This window comes from Citrobacter sp. CK191, assembly GCF_030333435.1.
Taxonomy (GTDB): Bacteria; Pseudomonadota; Gammaproteobacteria; order Enterobacterales; family Enterobacteriaceae; genus Citrobacter_B; species Citrobacter_B koseri.
In genome coordinates this window covers 457040-472790 of sequence record NZ_JAOWFX010000033.1, presented here as the reverse complement: position 1 = coordinate 472790, position 15751 = coordinate 457040, and the positions used below count along the sequence as shown (strand labels likewise).

Below are 15751 nucleotides of genomic sequence, written 5' to 3'. Positions count from 1 at the left end.
GCTTTGGATTACCACAATCCCAGGATGGAAGAAGCCCCCATCAATTCCCTGACGGCATCCAGTGCCAGAAGAGCAAAGATAACCCAGATAATTGGATTCATCATGCTGTGTGTATTTATTTTTATTGTTGAGGTTTGACTTTACCCCGCACGATACCCAAAAGCGAGACCGGAAGATAAAACTACCTGTAATGGTGGGCAACACTGACGATATCGCTTCCGAATGCCGTAAATATCACCCGGAGGATAATAAGACCTGAACGCCATATTGTATCCCGATCACCGTCGCATTCATTAATATATGCAGGGTAACAGGCATTAATAACCCTTTAGATTTGACTCTGGCGACAATAAGCACCTGCGATATTAAAAATAACATCAATAATGTTCTGATATCGGCGTACTGCGTATGCATCAGCGCAAACAGCGTTGAAACGGCAAGCGACGTCGCCCACACCTTATCATTGAACCAGTACTGAAAGGCGTTGAACAGACACCCTCTGAAGACGATTTCCTCGTAGACCGGGACGAGGAAAATCAGTGACAGGTTGGTCAGCCAGAAAGCGTAGTTATGCAATGAAACCTGCGTCATGACCCACGCTTCTGTTTTTCTCATCCCCAACATAGCAGGTAAAAGAAACTGGATGATCAGAATGGCGCCAAACAAAATAACAAACCACTTTGCGCTCAATGTGCCTTTTCCCAGACCGTCTCTTTTTCTAAAAAAGAGATAATACAGCGGGACCAGAATAAGAAATTCCAGCACAAACATCAGCGGTAAAAGTAACCCACTTTCCATTAATTGCGCACTGCGGGTAAAAAACAGTGGCGTAAATGTAATACCAAACATCAGCATAAACATAGAAAAGCAGCCTGACACTGCTTTTGTCCTGACAATATAGGCGTTATTGATTTCCTGTTGCATCCCTGTTCCCTGTTAATATTTCACCAGTGTGCTTCACGACACCGCCATTTATGATAAGAAGTATCATTATCACTTACAACCTACCAACATTTCTGCCATCGTTGCCATCAGCGTATAAACATGTATGAATCAGGGTAAACTCCTCACATTCGCAGAACACGACGGGAACACAACAATGTCCAACAAGAGCCACTACCAACAACTCACCCGCACTTTCCAGCGCCTCTCCCGCTTTTCGCATCTCTCCGCTATCGCCAGTTGGGATATGTTCACCATGATGCCTCCCGGTGGAAGCACCGCGCGAGGCGAAGCGCTGGCCGAGCTGAACGTGCTGGAACATCAGTTACTGACTGACCCGAAGGTTGCGCAGTGGATAGCCGCCGCCGGGCAGGAAGATTTGAACGATGTTGAGCAGGCGAACCTGCGTGAAATGGCGAGGCGGCACCATCAGGCGGCCCTGCTGCCTGAGTCACTGGTGGAGGCGAAATCACTGGCGGGGAGCCGGTGTGAACACGCATGGCGGAGTCAGCGTCCGGCGAATGACTGGCAAGGATTTGCGCAGAATCTGAAAGAGGTTGTGAAATACAGCCGTGAAGAGGCAAAACTTCGCGCCGAAGCTAAAGGATGTTCGCCCTACGATGCCCTGCTGGATATTTTTGAGCCCGATATGACCAGCGCCCAACTGGATGTTCTGTTTGCGGATGTCAAAACCTGGCTTCCCGATCTGTTAAACCGCGCGGTGTCAAAACAGTCGCATCAGCCGCTGATTGCGCCGGTCGGCCCGTTCCCAACGGCGCTACAGCGTGAACTGGGACTGGAAACCATGTCGCAGTTAGGGTTTGATTTTAACGCCGGTCGGCTGGACATCAGCGCCCACCCGTTTTGCGGCGGCGTGCCGGAAGATGTGCGCATCACCACGCGCTATGATGAAAATGAATTACTCAGCGCGCTCTTTGGCGTGATCCACGAAACGGGGCACGCCCGCTATGAACAGAATCTGCCCCACGCCTGGCAGGGTCAGCCGATCGCGTTTGCCCGCTCCACGGCCATCCATGAATCCCAGAGTCTGTTTTTCGAGATGCAACTGGGTCGCAGCGCTGCGTTCCTCAAACGGCTCATTCCCGCCGTTAAACGTCATTTTGGCGATCAGCCCGCTTTTGAAGAAGCGAATTTCATTGCCTGGAATCAGCGGGTGAAACCGGGCTTTATCCGCGTGGATGCCGACGAAGTGAGTTATCCTGCCCATGTTATCTTGCGCTATGACATTGAACAGGCGCTGATTAACGGCGACATCGAAGTGGATGATATTCCCGCACTGTGGGATGAAAAAATGCAGGCCTGGCTGGGGCTGTCAACCGCGGGAGATTACCGTAACGGCTGTATGCAGGACATCCACTGGACCGACGGCGGCTTTGGCTACTTCCCGTCTTATACGCTGGGCGCCATGTATGCCGCACAGCTGTTTAGCGCCGCCCATAGCGCATTGCCGGATCTGCATAATCAGATTGCGCAAGGCGATCTCAGCGCCTTGTTTGACTGGCTGCGACAAAATATCTGGCAGCACGGCAGTCGCTTTACTACCGCGCAGCTGATCGCTCAGGCCACCGGAGAACCATTGAGCAGCCGTTACTTCCGGGCGCATCTGGAATCACGCTATTTGTCATGATGTCTCTTGTTTGCCCGATAGCGTCAATCTGTCGGGCCGGTTGTACATACCGTTACACGCCGATACCAATGACTCACGGAAGCCCTCGATTTACAGCGATATAGTGATTTCACCGGCCCCGCAGTGGGGTTGAATAAAAAACCAAATCGAGGGTATCAGAATGAAAAAAGTATTAGCTCTGGTTGTTGCCGCTGCTATGGGTCTGTCTTCTGCTGCATTTGCTGCTGAAACGGCAACGTCCACGACGGCTCCGGCTGCGGCACCTGCCAAAACCGCACCGGCAAAAACCACGCATCACAAAAAATACCACAAAGCAGCAGCGACTCAGAAAGCGCCTGAACAAAAAGCGCAGGCAGCGAAAAAACACACCAAAAAAGCGGTAAAACATACTGCGGCTAAACCGGCAGCTAAACCGGCGGCATAAGGCACTGGCGAGTTCTATGGCGCTCCCCCGCGCCATAACACACGGCGCTAAATCATCGGGTTTAGCGCCGTTTCTTCGGAGGGTTAACGTGTTTCGTTACCGCTTTGAGTTGATTCTCACCATGCTTATATTATGCGCCCTTATTGCCACGCATTTTTATATTTCCTGAATGTAGTTATCTGATTTTACTCCCACTTTCCTGCCGTCACGTCTATAGTATTCACTGAGGGTTTGCTTTTAATAATCATAATTACCCACACAGAGTGTGATATGCATAAAACCATTGCGGTATTACTGGGCGTAATTTGTCTTTCCCCTGTCGTTGCTCATGCGGATGAGGCTGATACCACCACGGATACCCGTGAAGCCAAAACGTTATTTTTTGACCATGACGATCGGGTCAAGGTTGAAGATCCAACGCAGTCGCCGTGGGACGCTATTGGTCAACTGGAAACCGCCAGCGGCAACCTGTGTACCGCCACGCTCATTTCATCTCATCTGGCTCTCACCGCCGGACACTGCTTGTTAACGCCGCCGAAAGGGAAGCCAGATAAAGCCGTGGCTTTGCGTTTCGTATCGCAAAAAGGTCTCTGGCGTTATGAAATTCACGGTATTGAAGGTCGGGTCGATCCGTCGCTGGGAAAGCGCTTAAAGCCTGATGGCGATGGCTGGATTGTCCCTCCGGCCGCCGCGCCGTGGGATTTTGGTTTGATTGTGTTGCGTTATCCGCCGTCCGGCATTACCCCACTGCCCTTATTTGAAGGCGATAAAGCCGCGCTAACCGCTGCCCTGAAAACCGCCGACCGCAAAGTGACGCAGTCAGGTTACCCGGAAGATCATCTTGATACGCTTTACTCGCATCAGGATTGCCTGATTACCGGCTGGGCGCAAAACGCGGTGCTCTCTCACCAGTGCGACACGCTGCCCGGCGACAGCGGTTCTCCGTTAATGCTGCATACCGACGCTGGCTGGCAGTTGATTGGCGTACAAAGTTCCGCTCCGGCGGCAAAAGATCGCTGGCGGGCTGACAACCGCGCGATTTCCGTCACCGGCTTTCGGGACAAGCTGGAAGCGCTGGCTCAGGAATAGATGATGGTTCCCGTGTGCTGCCCGCCGTAACGGGCAGCATAGCTGTCAGGCCAGTTTTATCATGATCATGCCGATAAGCAGCAATACCACGCCTACCCAGCCTTTGTTGTTCAGACGCTGCCCAAAAAGCACCCACCCGGCTGCCAGCGTGGCGGCGATACCAAATCCGCCCCACAACGCATATGCCACCGAAAGATCAATGCCTTTTACCGCCTGAGAGAGCGCGCTGAAGGCCGCCAGCACTGCGGCCAGCGACAGAATGCCATAGAACTTGCGACGAAAGCCGTCAGAAAACTTCAGGAACACGTTAGCGACGATTTCCAGAACGATCGCCATCGCCAGCCACGCGGCATGAACCCACTCAAACTGCGGCATGCGTCGCCTCCTTCGCGGCGTTTACTGGCTTGCGCGTACCCGATTTGATCAGCGCGATCCCGAATACCAGCGTAACCAGACCCGCAATTTTCATGGCCGATAAGGCTTCGTCAAATAACAGCACGCTAAACAGCGTAATAAATAAAATACCGATGCCTTCCCACAAGGCATACGCCACGCCAAGCGCAATTTTTTTTACGGCAAAAGAGAGAAAAATATACGACAGCGTAATCATGACCAGCATTAAAATAAAACCCGTGTTGCCATTGCTTACGCTTGCCCATTTCATCGACAGCGTTCCGGTAATTTCAGCCGCAATGGCAAGGGCTAATAAAATCCAGTAAAACATGGTGCTTCTCCTGCTTGAGAATATAGTCCTTCGGGCCTGCTGCATGCAGCAAACCAAAAAATAAAATGAATTAGCCAGGCGCGTAACGCCAGCTCAGGCAGAAGTAAGGGACTAAAGCGCGTTGCGCCAGTGCTGCTCACCAGCAAGCAGGAAAGAGGAAGAAGTGCGAAGAAGTACGGTCTGTGTAGAAAAAAACGTCCTGAACATATTGTCCATAATATTACAATTATCCGCAGTGTTGCTTCTCGTCATCGCGGATGAAAATTGTCCTCGGTAGTTAAACACGTCTGATTTGTACCACAGCCTTAGAATTAACTCAAAACCTTTTCACTTCTTTACCCGCGCCGTTTGATTTTTGTTAGCACAGCCCGACAAAAATCACATTATTATAAAGAGTAAGAACAAAAATTCAGGAATTATCATGGCAAAACCGATCATCACGCTTAACGGCCTGAAACTCGTAATCATGCTGGGAATGCTGGTCATCATTCTCACCGGTATTCGCTTCGCTGCCGATATTATTGTGCCGTTTATTCTGGCGTTATTTATTGCGGTGGTACTGAGCCCGCTGGTGCAGCGCATGGTCAGGCTTCGCATCCCGCGCGTTTTGGCCGTATCGATACTGATCGGGATTATCGTGATGGGCATGGTGTTGCTGCTGGCCTATCTCGGCACATCGCTAAATGAGTTAGCCCGCACGCTGCCGCAATACCGCTCATCATTGGTTGTGCCGCTGAAAAACATTGAACCGTGGCTACAGCGCCTGGGCATCGGCGTCTCGGTGGATGAACTGGTGAAATATATCGACCCTAACGCCGCCATGACGCTGGTGACGAATTTGCTGGCGCAGCTGTCTAACGCCATGTCATCCATTTTCCTGCTCTTGTTAACCGTGGTCTTTATGCTACTGGAAGTTCCGCAGTTGCCCGGTAAACTCCAGCAGATGATGGCCAGGCCGGTTGAAGGTATGGCCGCGATTCAGCGCGCAATCGACAGCGTGTCGCATTATCTGGTGCTGAAAACGGCGATCAGCATTATCACGGGCGTTGTGGTCTGGGGAATGCTGGCGCTGCTGGAAGTTCGTTTCGCATTCGTCTGGGGACTGCTGGCTTTCGCGCTTAACTATATCCCCAATATTGGCTCGGTTCTGGCCGCGATCCCACCTATTGCGCAGGTTCTGGTGTTCAGCGGCCTTTATGACGCGCTGGTGGTGCTGACGGGGTATCTGATTATCAATCTGGTGTTCGGGAACATCCTTGAGCCCCGCATCATGGGGCGTGGATTAGGCCTTTCCACGCTGGTGGTTTTTCTCTCCCTGATCTTCTGGGGGTGGTTATTAGGCCCTGTCGGCATGCTGCTTTCCGTGCCGTTGACGATCATCGTTAAGATCGCGCTGGAGCAAACCTCCGGCGGGCAAAGCATTGCCGTCCTGCTCAGTGATTTGAATAAAACCTGATCTCTTCAGATGTAAAAACGGCCTCCTGAGAGGCCGTTTTATGACACTTGCGCCAGTAAAGATTAAAGCGCTTTCAGAATCGCATCCACGCTGGCTTTCGCATCGCCAAACAGCATATGCGTGTTGTCTTTAAAGAACAGCGGGTTCTGCACCCCGGCATAGCCGGTATTCATCGAGCGTTTAAACACGATAACGTTTTGCGCTTTCCAGACTTCCAGAACCGGCATACCGGCAATCGGGCTACGCGGATCGTCCTGCGCCGCCGGGTTCACCGTGTCGTTCGCGCCGATAACCAGCACCGTATCGGTGTCAGCGAAGTCGTCATTGATTTCGTCCATTTCCAGCACGATGTCATACGGCACTTTCGCTTCCGCCAGCAGTACGTTCATGTGACCAGGCAGGCGCCCCGCAACCGGGTGGATGCCAAAACGTACCTTGATACCGCGCGCGCGCAGTTTCTCGGTGATTTCCGCCACCGGGTACTGCGCCTGCGCAACCGCCATGCCATAGCCAGGGGTAATGATGACCGAGTGCGAATTTTTCAGCATGTCAGCCGTGTCTTCCGCCGTGATCTCACGGTGCTCGCCCGCGACCTGATCGTCGCCAGTAGAAGATCCATCGCTGCCGAAACCACCCGCGATAACGCTGATGAAAGAGCGGTTCATCGCCTTACACATGATGTAAGACAGAATCGCACCCGAAGAACCGACCAACGCGCCGGTGACGATCAGCAGGTCGTTGCCCAGCATAAAGCCTGCCGCCGCCGCTGCCCAACCGGAATAGGAGTTCAGCATGGACACCACAACCGGCATATCCGCCCCGCCAATGGACGCCACCAGGTGCCAGCCGAAAGCCAGCGCAATAATGGTCATCACCAGCAGCGCCAGAACCTGCAAGCCAACGCTTTCGGTACGTACAAACACCACCAGCAGCAGGAAGGAAACCACCAGCGCCGCCAGGTTCATTTTGTGACGATTCGGCAGCATCAGCGGTTTGGACGAAATCTTACCGCACAGCTTGCCAAACGCCACCACGGAACCGGTGAAGGTAACCGCGCCAATGAAGATGCCGAGGAACACTTCCGTCAGGTGAATATTCACCAGAATCGGTTCCAGACCCGCCTCGTGGTACAGGTAGCTGTTAAAGCCCACCAGCACCGCCGCCAGGCCGACGAAGCTGTGCAGAATCGCCACCAGCTCCGGCATTTCGGTCATTTCAACGCGTTTCGCCAGACGGATACCGATCGCCCCACCGATAATCATCGCCACCAGAATCCAGGCAACGTTGCCGGTATCCGGGCCGAAGATCGTCGCCACCAGCGCAATCGCCATCCCGGCGATACCAAAGTTGTTACCCTGTCGGGACGTCTCATGCTTAGAGAGCCCGGCCAGACTGAAGATAAACAGGATCGCGGCAACAATGTATGCAGCTGTAACTAATCCTCCAGACATGTGTTACCCCTTAGTTTTTCCTGAACATTTTCAGCATACGCTGAGTCACGGTGAAGCCACCGAAAATATTAATGCTGGCGATAAGCACCGCGATAAAGCTCAGGAAACTCACCCAGCCTCCCTGGCCAATCTGTAACAATGCCCCGACAACGATAATCCCTGAGATGGCGTTAGTCACAGACATCAACGGCGTATGCAGCGCGTGCGAAACGTTCCACACCACGTAGTAACCCACCACGCAAGCAAGTGCGAAAACGGTGAAGTGGCCGAGGAACTCTTTCGGCGCCACGTCAGCCAGCCAACCAAACAGAACGATCGCCAGCGCCATCAGCGCATATTTACGCCACGGTGAAGCCGGTTTTTCCGCTTCTTTCGGCGCTGGAGCCGCTTGCGGCGCAGCCTGCGGCTGAGCAGACACCTGAATCGGCGGCGCGGGCCAGGTAATTTCACCGTCACGTACGACCGTTACGCCGCGCACAACCACGTCGTCAAAGTCGACGTCGATATTGCCGTCTTTCTCTTTGCACAGCAGTTTGAGCAAGTTGACCAGGTTGGTGCCGTAAAGCTGGGAGGATTGCGTCGGCAGACGGCCCGGCAGATCGGTGTAACCGATAACCTTCACGCCATTGTCGGTCGTGCTCACCTGACCGGCGACGGTGTATTCACAGTTACCGCCGTTTTGCGCGGCCAGATCGACAATCACGCTGCCGGACTTCATGGAATCAACCATCTCGCGCGTGATCAGCGTCGGCGCAGGTTTACCCGGGATTAGCGCGGTCGTGACGATAATATCGACCTCTTTCGCCTGCGCGGCAAAGAGTTCCATTTCCGCTTTTATAAACGCTTCGGACATCACTTTGGCATAGCCATCGCCGCTGCCCGCTTCCTCTTTAAAATCCAGTTCGAGGAATTCAGCGCCCATACTCTGAACCTGCTCTTTTACCTCTGGACGGGTATCAAACGCACGTACAATGGCGCCGAGGCTGTTTGCCGCGCCAATGGCCGCCAGACCTGCGACGCCCGCGCCAATCACCATCACTTTCGCTGGCGGCACTTTGCCCGCAGCGGTAATTTGCCCGGTAAAGAAACGACCAAATTCATGTGCGGCTTCCACAATCGCGCGATAACCGGCGATGTTGGCCATTGAGCTCAGGGCATCCAGCGACTGCGCACGCGAAATACGCGGCACGGAGTCCATCGCCATCACGGTTACATTGCGTTCCGCGAGTTTTTGCAATAGCTCAGGATTCTGCGCCGGCCAGAGGAAACTCACCAGCGTCGTACCCGCATTCAGTAAAGGAATTTCATCGTCTTCCGGCGCATTGACCTTCAGGATGATCTCTGACTGCCAGACCGCATTTCCCTCTACAATTTCTGCGCCCGCTTCTGTAAATGCCTTATCGTCAAAACTTGCCAGTTGACCCGCGCCGCTTTCAACCGCGACGGTAAAACCCAGTTTCAGCAGTTGCTCAACCGTTTTTGGCGTTGCTGCGACTCGGGTTTCATTGGTTAACCGCTCTTTTGGTATGCCAATTCGCATAATGTTCCCTTCCATCGGTTTTTTTGATGATGGTTTGTCAGTGATCGCAGGATGCATACGCACGCCTGCGTAAGAGGTAAGTGCTACCCCGGAAAAATAAAACAGTAACAAACTCTCTATAACCTACTGAAAATAGCGCCTGTGATCTAGCGCCAAAAAACAGTATTTATTATGAAATTTGCAAAATATGAACGATTCAGCCCACAAACAGGAATAATGACCTTGAAATCACCTTCAGTGACCGATAATTCGCTCAAGCGAAGCGGCAAAACATGATTTAGCGCCATCGACATTCAATCGTTTAACATTAAATTAACTTATAAAATGCGTATGCTTTATCAGTTTTGCCGGTCAAGCGCCTGTTTTTTAGACATATCACCAAATGTTATCATTCTTGTCACTTCAGGCGGTACGATGAGTGAAAAATGACGCAGACATTTGCAGGGTTTAAATGCAATAATCAGCCACGTTTCTAGTCAATAACAATACCAGTACCTGGTTTGCGCAAGGCGAAGGATTATTTTTATGAAGCTTAAGAACACTCTCCTGGCGTCCGCACTGCTTTCTGCGACTGCTTTTTCCGTAAATGCAGCGACAGAACTGACGCCGGAGCAAGCGGCAGCACTAAAACCTTATGACCGCATTGTGGTCACCGGGCGTTTTAATGCCATTGGCGATGCGGTAAATGCCGTATCCCGCCGCGCAGATAAAGAAGGTGCAGCCTCTTTTTATGTTGTTGATACGTCCGATTTTGGCAACAGCGGTAACTGGCGTGTCGTGGCTGACGTTTATAAATCAGACGCGCCAAAATCCGACGCGCCTCAAAACCGTGTAATTAACGGTATCGTCGAATTACCGAAAGATCAGGCCGTGCTGCTGGAACCTTACGACACCGTAACGGTGCAGGGTTTCTACCGTAGCCAGCCGGAAGTGAATGACGCCATCACCAAAGCAGCAAAAGCGAAAGGCGCCTACTCGTTCTACATTGTGCGTCAGGTCGATGCCAACCAGGGCGGCAACCAGCGTATTACCGCGTTTATCTATAAAGAAGATGCGAAGAAACGCGTTGTCCAGAGCCCGGACGTTATTCCTGCTGATTCCGATGCGGGTCGCGCAGCGCTGGCCGCCGGCGGTGAAGCGGCGAAGAAAGTGGAGATTCCGGGCGTCGCGACGACCGCTTCTCCAAGCGCTGAAGTCGGACGCTTCTTCGAAACGCAATCCTCAAAAGGTGGACGTTACACTGTCACTCTGCCTGACGGAACGAAAGTCGAAGAGCTGAACAAAGCGACCGCTGCGATGATGGTGCCGTTTGACAGCATCAAATTCACCGGCAACTACGGCAACATGACGGAAGTCTCCTACCAGGTTGCCAAGCGTGCGGCGAAGAAAGGCGCGAAATATTATCACATTACCCGCCAGTGGCAGGAACGTGGTAACAACATGACGATCAGCGCCGACCTGTATAAGTAAAGTACGCTCCCGCCATCCGGTGTTGTCATAACGCCTGATGGCGAGACCAGGCATCTTATCCGGCCTACGTGTTAGTAGGCCTGATGAACGTAGCGCTATCAGACATCAATACGATGCTGCCCTATGTGAAATCTACCCGCCTTTAGCATTTTTAGTCACAAATGTTTCAGAGATCATTGCATGCGGTCTCTTCTCTCCGTAAAATCCCGCGCCTTAGTGGCTTTCACCATTTTTATGCGTTTTGCCAAAATAATTATTCTCCCACTCTCGTTTTTATAACTGGATACCGATGGAAAAGAAACTGGGACTGAGCGCGCTGACCGCGCTGGTTTTAAGCTCAATGCTTGGCGCAGGTGTGTTTAGTCTGCCACAGAACATGGCGGCGGTGGCCAGCCCGGCAGCGCTGCTGATTGGCTGGGCGATTACGGGCATCGGGATACTGCTGCTGGCTTTCGCTATGCTGATCCTGACGCGCGTTCGCCCGGAACTGGATGGCGGGATTTTCACCTACGCGCGCGAAGGTTTCGGCGAACTGATCGGTTTCTGCTCCGCCTGGGGATACTGGCTCTGTGCCGTTATCGCCAACGTCTCTTATCTGGTTATCGTTTTTTCTGCCCTGAGCTTCTTTACCGATACGCCGGAACTCCGCCTGTTTGGCGACGGCAATACCTGGCAGTCCATCATCGGCGCGTCAGTGCTGCTTTGGGTGGTGCATTTTCTGGTGCTGCGCGGTGTGCAAACCGCCGCCAGCATCAACCTGGTCGCGACGCTGGCGAAGCTGTTGCCGCTGGGGTTGTTCATCGTCCTGGCTATCATCATGTTTAAGCTCGATACGTTCAGCCTGGATTTCACCGGTCTGGCGCTGGGCGTTCCCGTCTGGGAGCAGGTTAAAAACACGATGCTCATCACGCTGTGGGTGTTTATCGGCGTGGAAGGCGCGGTTGTCGTCTCCGCCCGGGCGAGAAATAAGCGTGATGTCGGACGTGCGACGCTGCTGGCGGTTCTCGCCGCATTGGGCGTCTACCTGCTGGTGACGCTGCTCTCTTTAGGCGTCGTCGCCCGCCCGGAACTGGCGGAGATTCGCAATCCGTCAATGGCGGGTTTGATGGTGAAAATGATGGGACCGTGGGGCGAAATCATTATCGCGGCGGGTCTTATCGTTTCAGTCTGCGGCGCTTATCTGAGTTGGACCATTATGGCGGCAGAAGTGCCGTTTCTGGCCTCAACGCATAAAGCCTTCCCGCGCATTTTCGCCCGCCAGAATGCGCAAGGCGCGCCATCGGCTTCGCTGTGGCTCACCAACGCGTGCGTTCAGATCTGCCTGGTGCTGATCTGGCTCACAGGTTCGGATTACAACACGCTGTTGACGATTGCTTCAGAGATGATTCTGGTACCCTATTTCCTGGTCGGTGCGTTCCTGCTGAAAATCGCCGCGCGCCCTCTTCATCAGGCTGTAGGTGTCGGGGCCTGCATTTATGGCTTATGGTTATTGTATGCGTCCGGCCCGATGCACCTGTTGCTGTCGGTGGTACTGTATGCGCCGGGATTGTTAGTTTTCCTCTACGCACGCAAGACGCATACGCACGATAATGTCCTGAATCGTCAGGAAGTGATGTTGATCGGTCTGCTACTCATCGCCGCTGTTCCGGCTACGTGGATGTTGGTGGGGTAATCGTCGCCCCATTGTTTGATGCCAAAGGAGACTACAATGGGTAAAAACCAGCCCTTGCCCATCCTTATCACGGGAGGAGGCCGCCGCATCGGCCTCGCGATCGCGTGGCACTTTCTCAGTCAAAAACAGCCGGTGATTGTCAGCTACCGGACGCACTATCCGGCCATCGACGGCCTGACGCAAGCGGGCGCGCTGTGCATTCAGGCCGATTTTTCCACCGATGACGGCGTCCTGGCATTTGCTGAGAAGATAAAGACCCATACGCCAGGCCTGCGGGCTATTTTGCATAACGCCAGTGCCTGGATGGCCGAGGCGCCTGGCACCCCGCTCTCTGACGTGCTGGCATGCATGATGCAGATTCACGTCAATACGCCCTATCTGTTAAACCATGCGCTGGAAAGACTGTTGCGCGGCCACGGACATGCGGCCACCGATATCATCCATTTTACGGACTATGTTGTGGAACGCGGCAGCGACAAACACATCGCCTATGCCGCCAGTAAAGCGGCGCTGGATAATATGACCCGCTCCTTTGCCCGCAAACTGGCCCCGGAAGTGAAAGTCAACGCCATCGCCCCGTCGCTGATCCTGTTTAACGAAAACGACGATGCCGAGTACCGCCAGCAGGCGCTCAATAAATCCCTGATGAAGACAGCGCCCGGCGAGAAAGAGGTAATCGACCTGGTGGATTACCTTCTCACCAGCTGCTTCGTTACCGGCCGCAGTTTCGCCGTGGATGGCGGCCGGCACCTGCGTTAATGCAGTTTGATCCAGCAAAATATCAGCAGCCATGCGCTCAGGCCCCAGCACACCACCGCCCCGCCGAGCGCAACGGGCAAACGCAGAAAACCGGTGAAATACCAAAGCGTGGCGAGGTAGACAAAATAAGGGATGATCGACCACATACTGAATACAATGGTCGTGCGTAACGCGTCAATTCCGCGCTCGCTGGCGACAATATAGTGGGCAATCAGTGCAAATGTCGGAAAAAGCGGAATTAATCCGGCGATATAGTAATTTTTTGTTTTTGCCAGCAAACCAATCAATACCACCACCAGCGCACCCAGCGCGGCTTTTATCACGAGTCCCATTTCGATGCCTTAACACATCAATAACATTGAGGATGTAGCATAACGGAAGCGCTCTCGTTTAGAAAAGATTAATGGAAGGGAAAACGGAGGCGGTGTATGTTGGCGTTTTCTCCGCGTAATGAACGTTATGAACACCATCGTATTTGTTGAGGATGACCCTGAAGTTGGCTCGCTGATTGCCGCTTATCTGGCGAAACACGATATTGAGGTGCTGATTGAACCTCGCGGCGATCTGGCTGAAGAGACGATCCTTCGCACGCAACCCGAGCTGGTGTTACTGGATATCATGCTGCCGGGCAAAGACGGTATGACCATTTGCCGCGATTTGCGAGGCCGCTGGCAAGGGCCGATTGTCCTGCTGACCTCACTGGACAGCGACATGAACCACATCCTGGCGCTGGAAATGGGCGCCTGTGACTACATCCTGAAAACCACGCCCCCTGCCGTGCTCCTCGCTCGTCTGCGCCTGCATTTACGGCAGAATGAACTCACCGCGCAGGCAAAAGGCATTCAGGATACGGCAATGACCCCGCATAAAACGCTGCGTTTTGGCGCGTTGATTATTGACCCGGTCAATCGTTCAGTCGCCCTCTCCGGCGAACCGGTTTCGCTTTCCACCGCCGATTTCGAATTACTCTGGGAACTGGCAACCCATGCCGGGCAGATTATGGATCGCGACGCGCTGCTGAAAAACTTGCGCGGCGTCAGCTACGACGGCATGGACCGCAGCGTGGATGTCGCTATCTCAAGGCTGCGTAAGAAATTGCAGGATAACGCCACAGAGCCCTATCGAATCAAAACGGTTCGCAACAAAGGGTATCTGTTTGCCCCCCATGCGTGGGAAGAGAGTCATCGTGATTAACCGGGTGCATCAATGAAAAAACTGTTCGTTCAGTTTTATCTGCTGCTGTTTGTCTGCTTTCTGGTCATGACCCTGTTGGTCGGGCTGGTGTATAAGTTCACCGCAGAACGCGCAGGCAGACAGTCGCTGGATGATTTGATGAAAAGCTCGCTGTATTTAATGCGCAGCGAATTGCGGGAGATCCCTCCGCGCGACTGGGGGAAAACCCTCAAAGAGATGGATCTTAATCTCTCTTTCGATTTGCGCGTAGAGCCGCTCAATAAATACAAACTCGACGCGCTTACCACACAGCGTCTGCGCGAAGGCGACATCGTCGCGCTGGACGATCAGTATACGTTTATCCAGCGCATCCCCCGCAGCCATTACGTGCTGGCCGTCGGGCCGGTTCCTTATCTCTATTTTCTTCACCAGATGCGGCTACTGGATATCGCGCTGATGGCCTTTATCGCCATCTCCCTCGCCTTTCCGGTGTTTATCTGGATGCGCCCGCACTGGCAGGAGATGCTGCGCCTGGAGGCCGCCGCTCAGCGTTTTGGCGAAGGGCACCTCGCAGAGCGCCTTCACTTTGACAACGGTTCCAGTTTTGAACGTCTCGGCATTGCCTTTAACCAGATGGCAGATAACATCAACGCGCTGATCGCCAGTAAAAAACAACTTATTGACGGCATCGCCCACGAACTGCGTACACCGCTGGTGCGTCTGCGTTACCGGCTGGAGATGAGTGAAAATCTCAGCGCACAGGAGTCGCAGGCGCTGAATCGCGATATCGGCCAACTGGAAGCGTTAATCGAAGAGTTACTGACCTATGCGCGGCTGGACAGGCCGCAGACTGCGTTAACGCTCACCGTTCCCGACCTCCCCGTGTGGCTGGCGAGCCACCTGGAAGACGTACAGAGCGTCAACCCCGGGCGCACGGTGCGGCTCAGCCAGCTTACGCCTGGCGATTACGGCGCGCTGGATATGCGGCTAATGGAGCGTGTGCTGGATAATCTGCTCAATAACGCGCTGCGTTATTCCCATTCCACCGTTCAGGCCAGCCTGTTGTTAAGCGGCAATCAGGCGACCCTGATTGTTGAAGACGACGGCCCCGGCATCGCGCCAGACGCGCGCGAACATGTATTCGAACCCTTTGTGCGCCTCGATCCCAGCCGCGACCGCGCTACCGGAGGCTGCGGGCTGGGATTAGCCATCGTGCGCTCCATCGCCCTGGCGATGGGTGGAACGGTAAACTGTCGCGAAAGTGAACTGGGCGGCGCCAGATTCACCTTCAACTGGCCCGTCTGGCACAACATCCCCGAATTTCCCCCTGCCTGACGCATAGCGCACGATGGTCAGGGCGGGTATGATGTGATATACAGTAAGTATGTTGTAACTAATATCCT

18 protein-coding genes are annotated in these 15751 nt (G+C 53.5%); 10 read left to right on the top strand and 8 right to left on the bottom strand.

Annotation, left to right across the window (positions count from 1 at the left end; all coding sequences use genetic code 11):
- Positions 1-8: 8 nt before the first annotated feature.
- Both OGV82_RS19715 and OGV82_RS19710 read right to left on the bottom strand, forming a co-directional pair.
- Positions 9-101, bottom strand: a complete 93-nt coding sequence (locus OGV82_RS19715; RefSeq protein WP_208855431.1) for a KPN_01571 family protein — start codon at positions 99-101, stop codon at positions 9-11.
- Between the two features lie 133 nt (positions 102-234).
- Entirely contained in the window at positions 235-924 is a 690-nt protein-coding gene (locus OGV82_RS19710; protein WP_047457198.1) for a CPBP family intramembrane glutamic endopeptidase, read from the bottom strand.
- Between the two features lie 175 nt (positions 925-1099).
- On the opposite strand from OGV82_RS19710, the gene OGV82_RS19705 reads away from it, so the two are divergent.
- The 4 genes from OGV82_RS19705 to OGV82_RS19695 all read left to right on the top strand — a co-directional run bounded on the left by OGV82_RS19705 (position 1100) and on the right by OGV82_RS19695 (position 4103).
- Positions 1100-2590: a carboxypeptidase M32 gene (locus tag OGV82_RS19705; RefSeq protein ID WP_047457202.1), complete on the top strand. Its 1491-nt coding sequence runs from the start codon at positions 1100-1102 to the stop codon at positions 2588-2590.
- Between the two features lie 160 nt (positions 2591-2750).
- Positions 2751-3014, top strand: coding sequence for an acid resistance repetitive basic protein Asr (gene asr, locus OGV82_RS19700; protein WP_145991258.1), 264 nt, complete (start codon positions 2751-2753; stop codon positions 3012-3014).
- An 88-nt stretch (positions 3015-3102) separates the two neighbouring features.
- Positions 3103-3183, top strand: a complete 81-nt coding sequence (gene ydgU, locus OGV82_RS23030; RefSeq protein ID WP_455549893.1) for a small membrane protein YdgU — start codon at positions 3103-3105, stop codon at positions 3181-3183.
- Between the two features lie 101 nt (positions 3184-3284).
- Positions 3285-4103, top strand: coding sequence for a trypsin-like serine peptidase (locus OGV82_RS19695; protein ID WP_047457207.1), 819 nt, complete (start codon positions 3285-3287; stop codon positions 4101-4103).
- 45 nt (positions 4104-4148) lie between these two features.
- Here the strand turns inward: OGV82_RS19695 and mdtI are convergent, their stop codons facing one another.
- The 3 genes from mdtI to OGV82_RS23025 all read right to left on the bottom strand — a co-directional run bounded on the left by mdtI (position 4149) and on the right by OGV82_RS23025 (position 5112).
- The gene (mdtI, locus tag OGV82_RS19690) at positions 4149-4478 is read right to left on the bottom strand and encodes a multidrug/spermidine efflux SMR transporter subunit MdtI (RefSeq protein WP_012132478.1); all 330 of its coding nucleotides are present in this window, start codon (positions 4476-4478) and stop codon (positions 4149-4151) included.
- Entirely contained in the window at positions 4465-4827 is a 363-nt protein-coding gene (mdtJ, locus tag OGV82_RS19685; RefSeq protein WP_012132479.1) for a multidrug/spermidine efflux SMR transporter subunit MdtJ, read from the bottom strand. The genes mdtI and mdtJ overlap by 14 nt, the downstream gene beginning before the upstream one ends.
- Positions 4828-4938: 111 nt before the next feature.
- Positions 4939-5112, bottom strand: a complete 174-nt coding sequence (locus OGV82_RS23025; RefSeq protein ID WP_012132481.1) for a protein YdgV — start codon at positions 5110-5112, stop codon at positions 4939-4941.
- A gap of 136 nt (positions 5113-5248) precedes the next feature.
- On the opposite strand from OGV82_RS23025, the gene OGV82_RS19680 reads away from it, so the two are divergent.
- The gene (locus tag OGV82_RS19680; RefSeq protein WP_047457210.1) at positions 5249-6283 is read left to right on the top strand and encodes an AI-2E family transporter; all 1035 of its coding nucleotides are present in this window, start codon (positions 5249-5251) and stop codon (positions 6281-6283) included.
- Between the two features lie 62 nt (positions 6284-6345).
- On the opposite strand, the gene pntB is transcribed toward OGV82_RS19680, so the two are convergent.
- Both pntB and pntA read right to left on the bottom strand, forming a co-directional pair.
- Positions 6346-7734, bottom strand: a complete 1389-nt coding sequence (pntB, locus tag OGV82_RS19675) for a Re/Si-specific NAD(P)(+) transhydrogenase subunit beta (protein WP_012132483.1) — start codon at positions 7732-7734, stop codon at positions 6346-6348.
- A gap of 10 nt (positions 7735-7744) precedes the next feature.
- The gene (gene pntA / locus OGV82_RS19670) at positions 7745-9274 is read right to left on the bottom strand and encodes a Re/Si-specific NAD(P)(+) transhydrogenase subunit alpha (protein WP_101744296.1); all 1530 of its coding nucleotides are present in this window, start codon (positions 9272-9274) and stop codon (positions 7745-7747) included.
- 525 nt (positions 9275-9799) lie between these two features.
- Between pntA and ydgH the strand changes: the two genes are divergently transcribed.
- From ydgH to folM, 3 genes are all read left to right on the top strand, one after another.
- Entirely contained in the window at positions 9800-10744 is a 945-nt protein-coding gene (gene ydgH / locus OGV82_RS19665) for a DUF1471 family protein YdgH (RefSeq protein WP_012132486.1), read from the top strand.
- A gap of 289 nt (positions 10745-11033) precedes the next feature.
- Positions 11034-12416, top strand: coding sequence for an amino acid permease (locus OGV82_RS19660; RefSeq protein WP_101744295.1), 1383 nt, complete (start codon positions 11034-11036; stop codon positions 12414-12416).
- 36 nt (positions 12417-12452) lie between these two features.
- Positions 12453-13175: a dihydromonapterin reductase gene (folM, locus tag OGV82_RS19655; RefSeq protein ID WP_101744294.1), complete on the top strand. Its 723-nt coding sequence runs from the start codon at positions 12453-12455 to the stop codon at positions 13173-13175.
- Here folM and OGV82_RS19650 read toward each other — a convergent pair.
- On the bottom strand, positions 13172-13507 hold the full coding sequence (locus tag OGV82_RS19650) for a GlpM family protein (protein ID WP_012132490.1): 336 nt from the start codon (positions 13505-13507) through the stop codon (positions 13172-13174). The two genes, folM and OGV82_RS19650, sit on opposite strands and share 4 nt — an antisense overlap.
- Before the next feature lie 127 nt (positions 13508-13634).
- On the opposite strand from OGV82_RS19650, the gene rstA reads away from it, so the two are divergent.
- Together rstA and rstB are read left to right on the top strand one after the other, a co-directional pair.
- Positions 13635-14369: a two-component system response regulator RstA gene (gene rstA / locus OGV82_RS19645; protein ID WP_145991257.1), complete on the top strand. Its 735-nt coding sequence runs from the start codon at positions 13635-13637 to the stop codon at positions 14367-14369.
- Positions 14370-14381: 12 nt separating this feature from the next.
- A complete protein-coding gene (gene rstB, locus OGV82_RS19640) occupies positions 14382-15683 on the top strand; it encodes a two-component system sensor histidine kinase RstB (protein WP_012132492.1) in 1302 nt (433 codons plus the stop codon).
- The last annotated feature ends 68 nt before the right edge of the window (positions 15684-15751 follow it).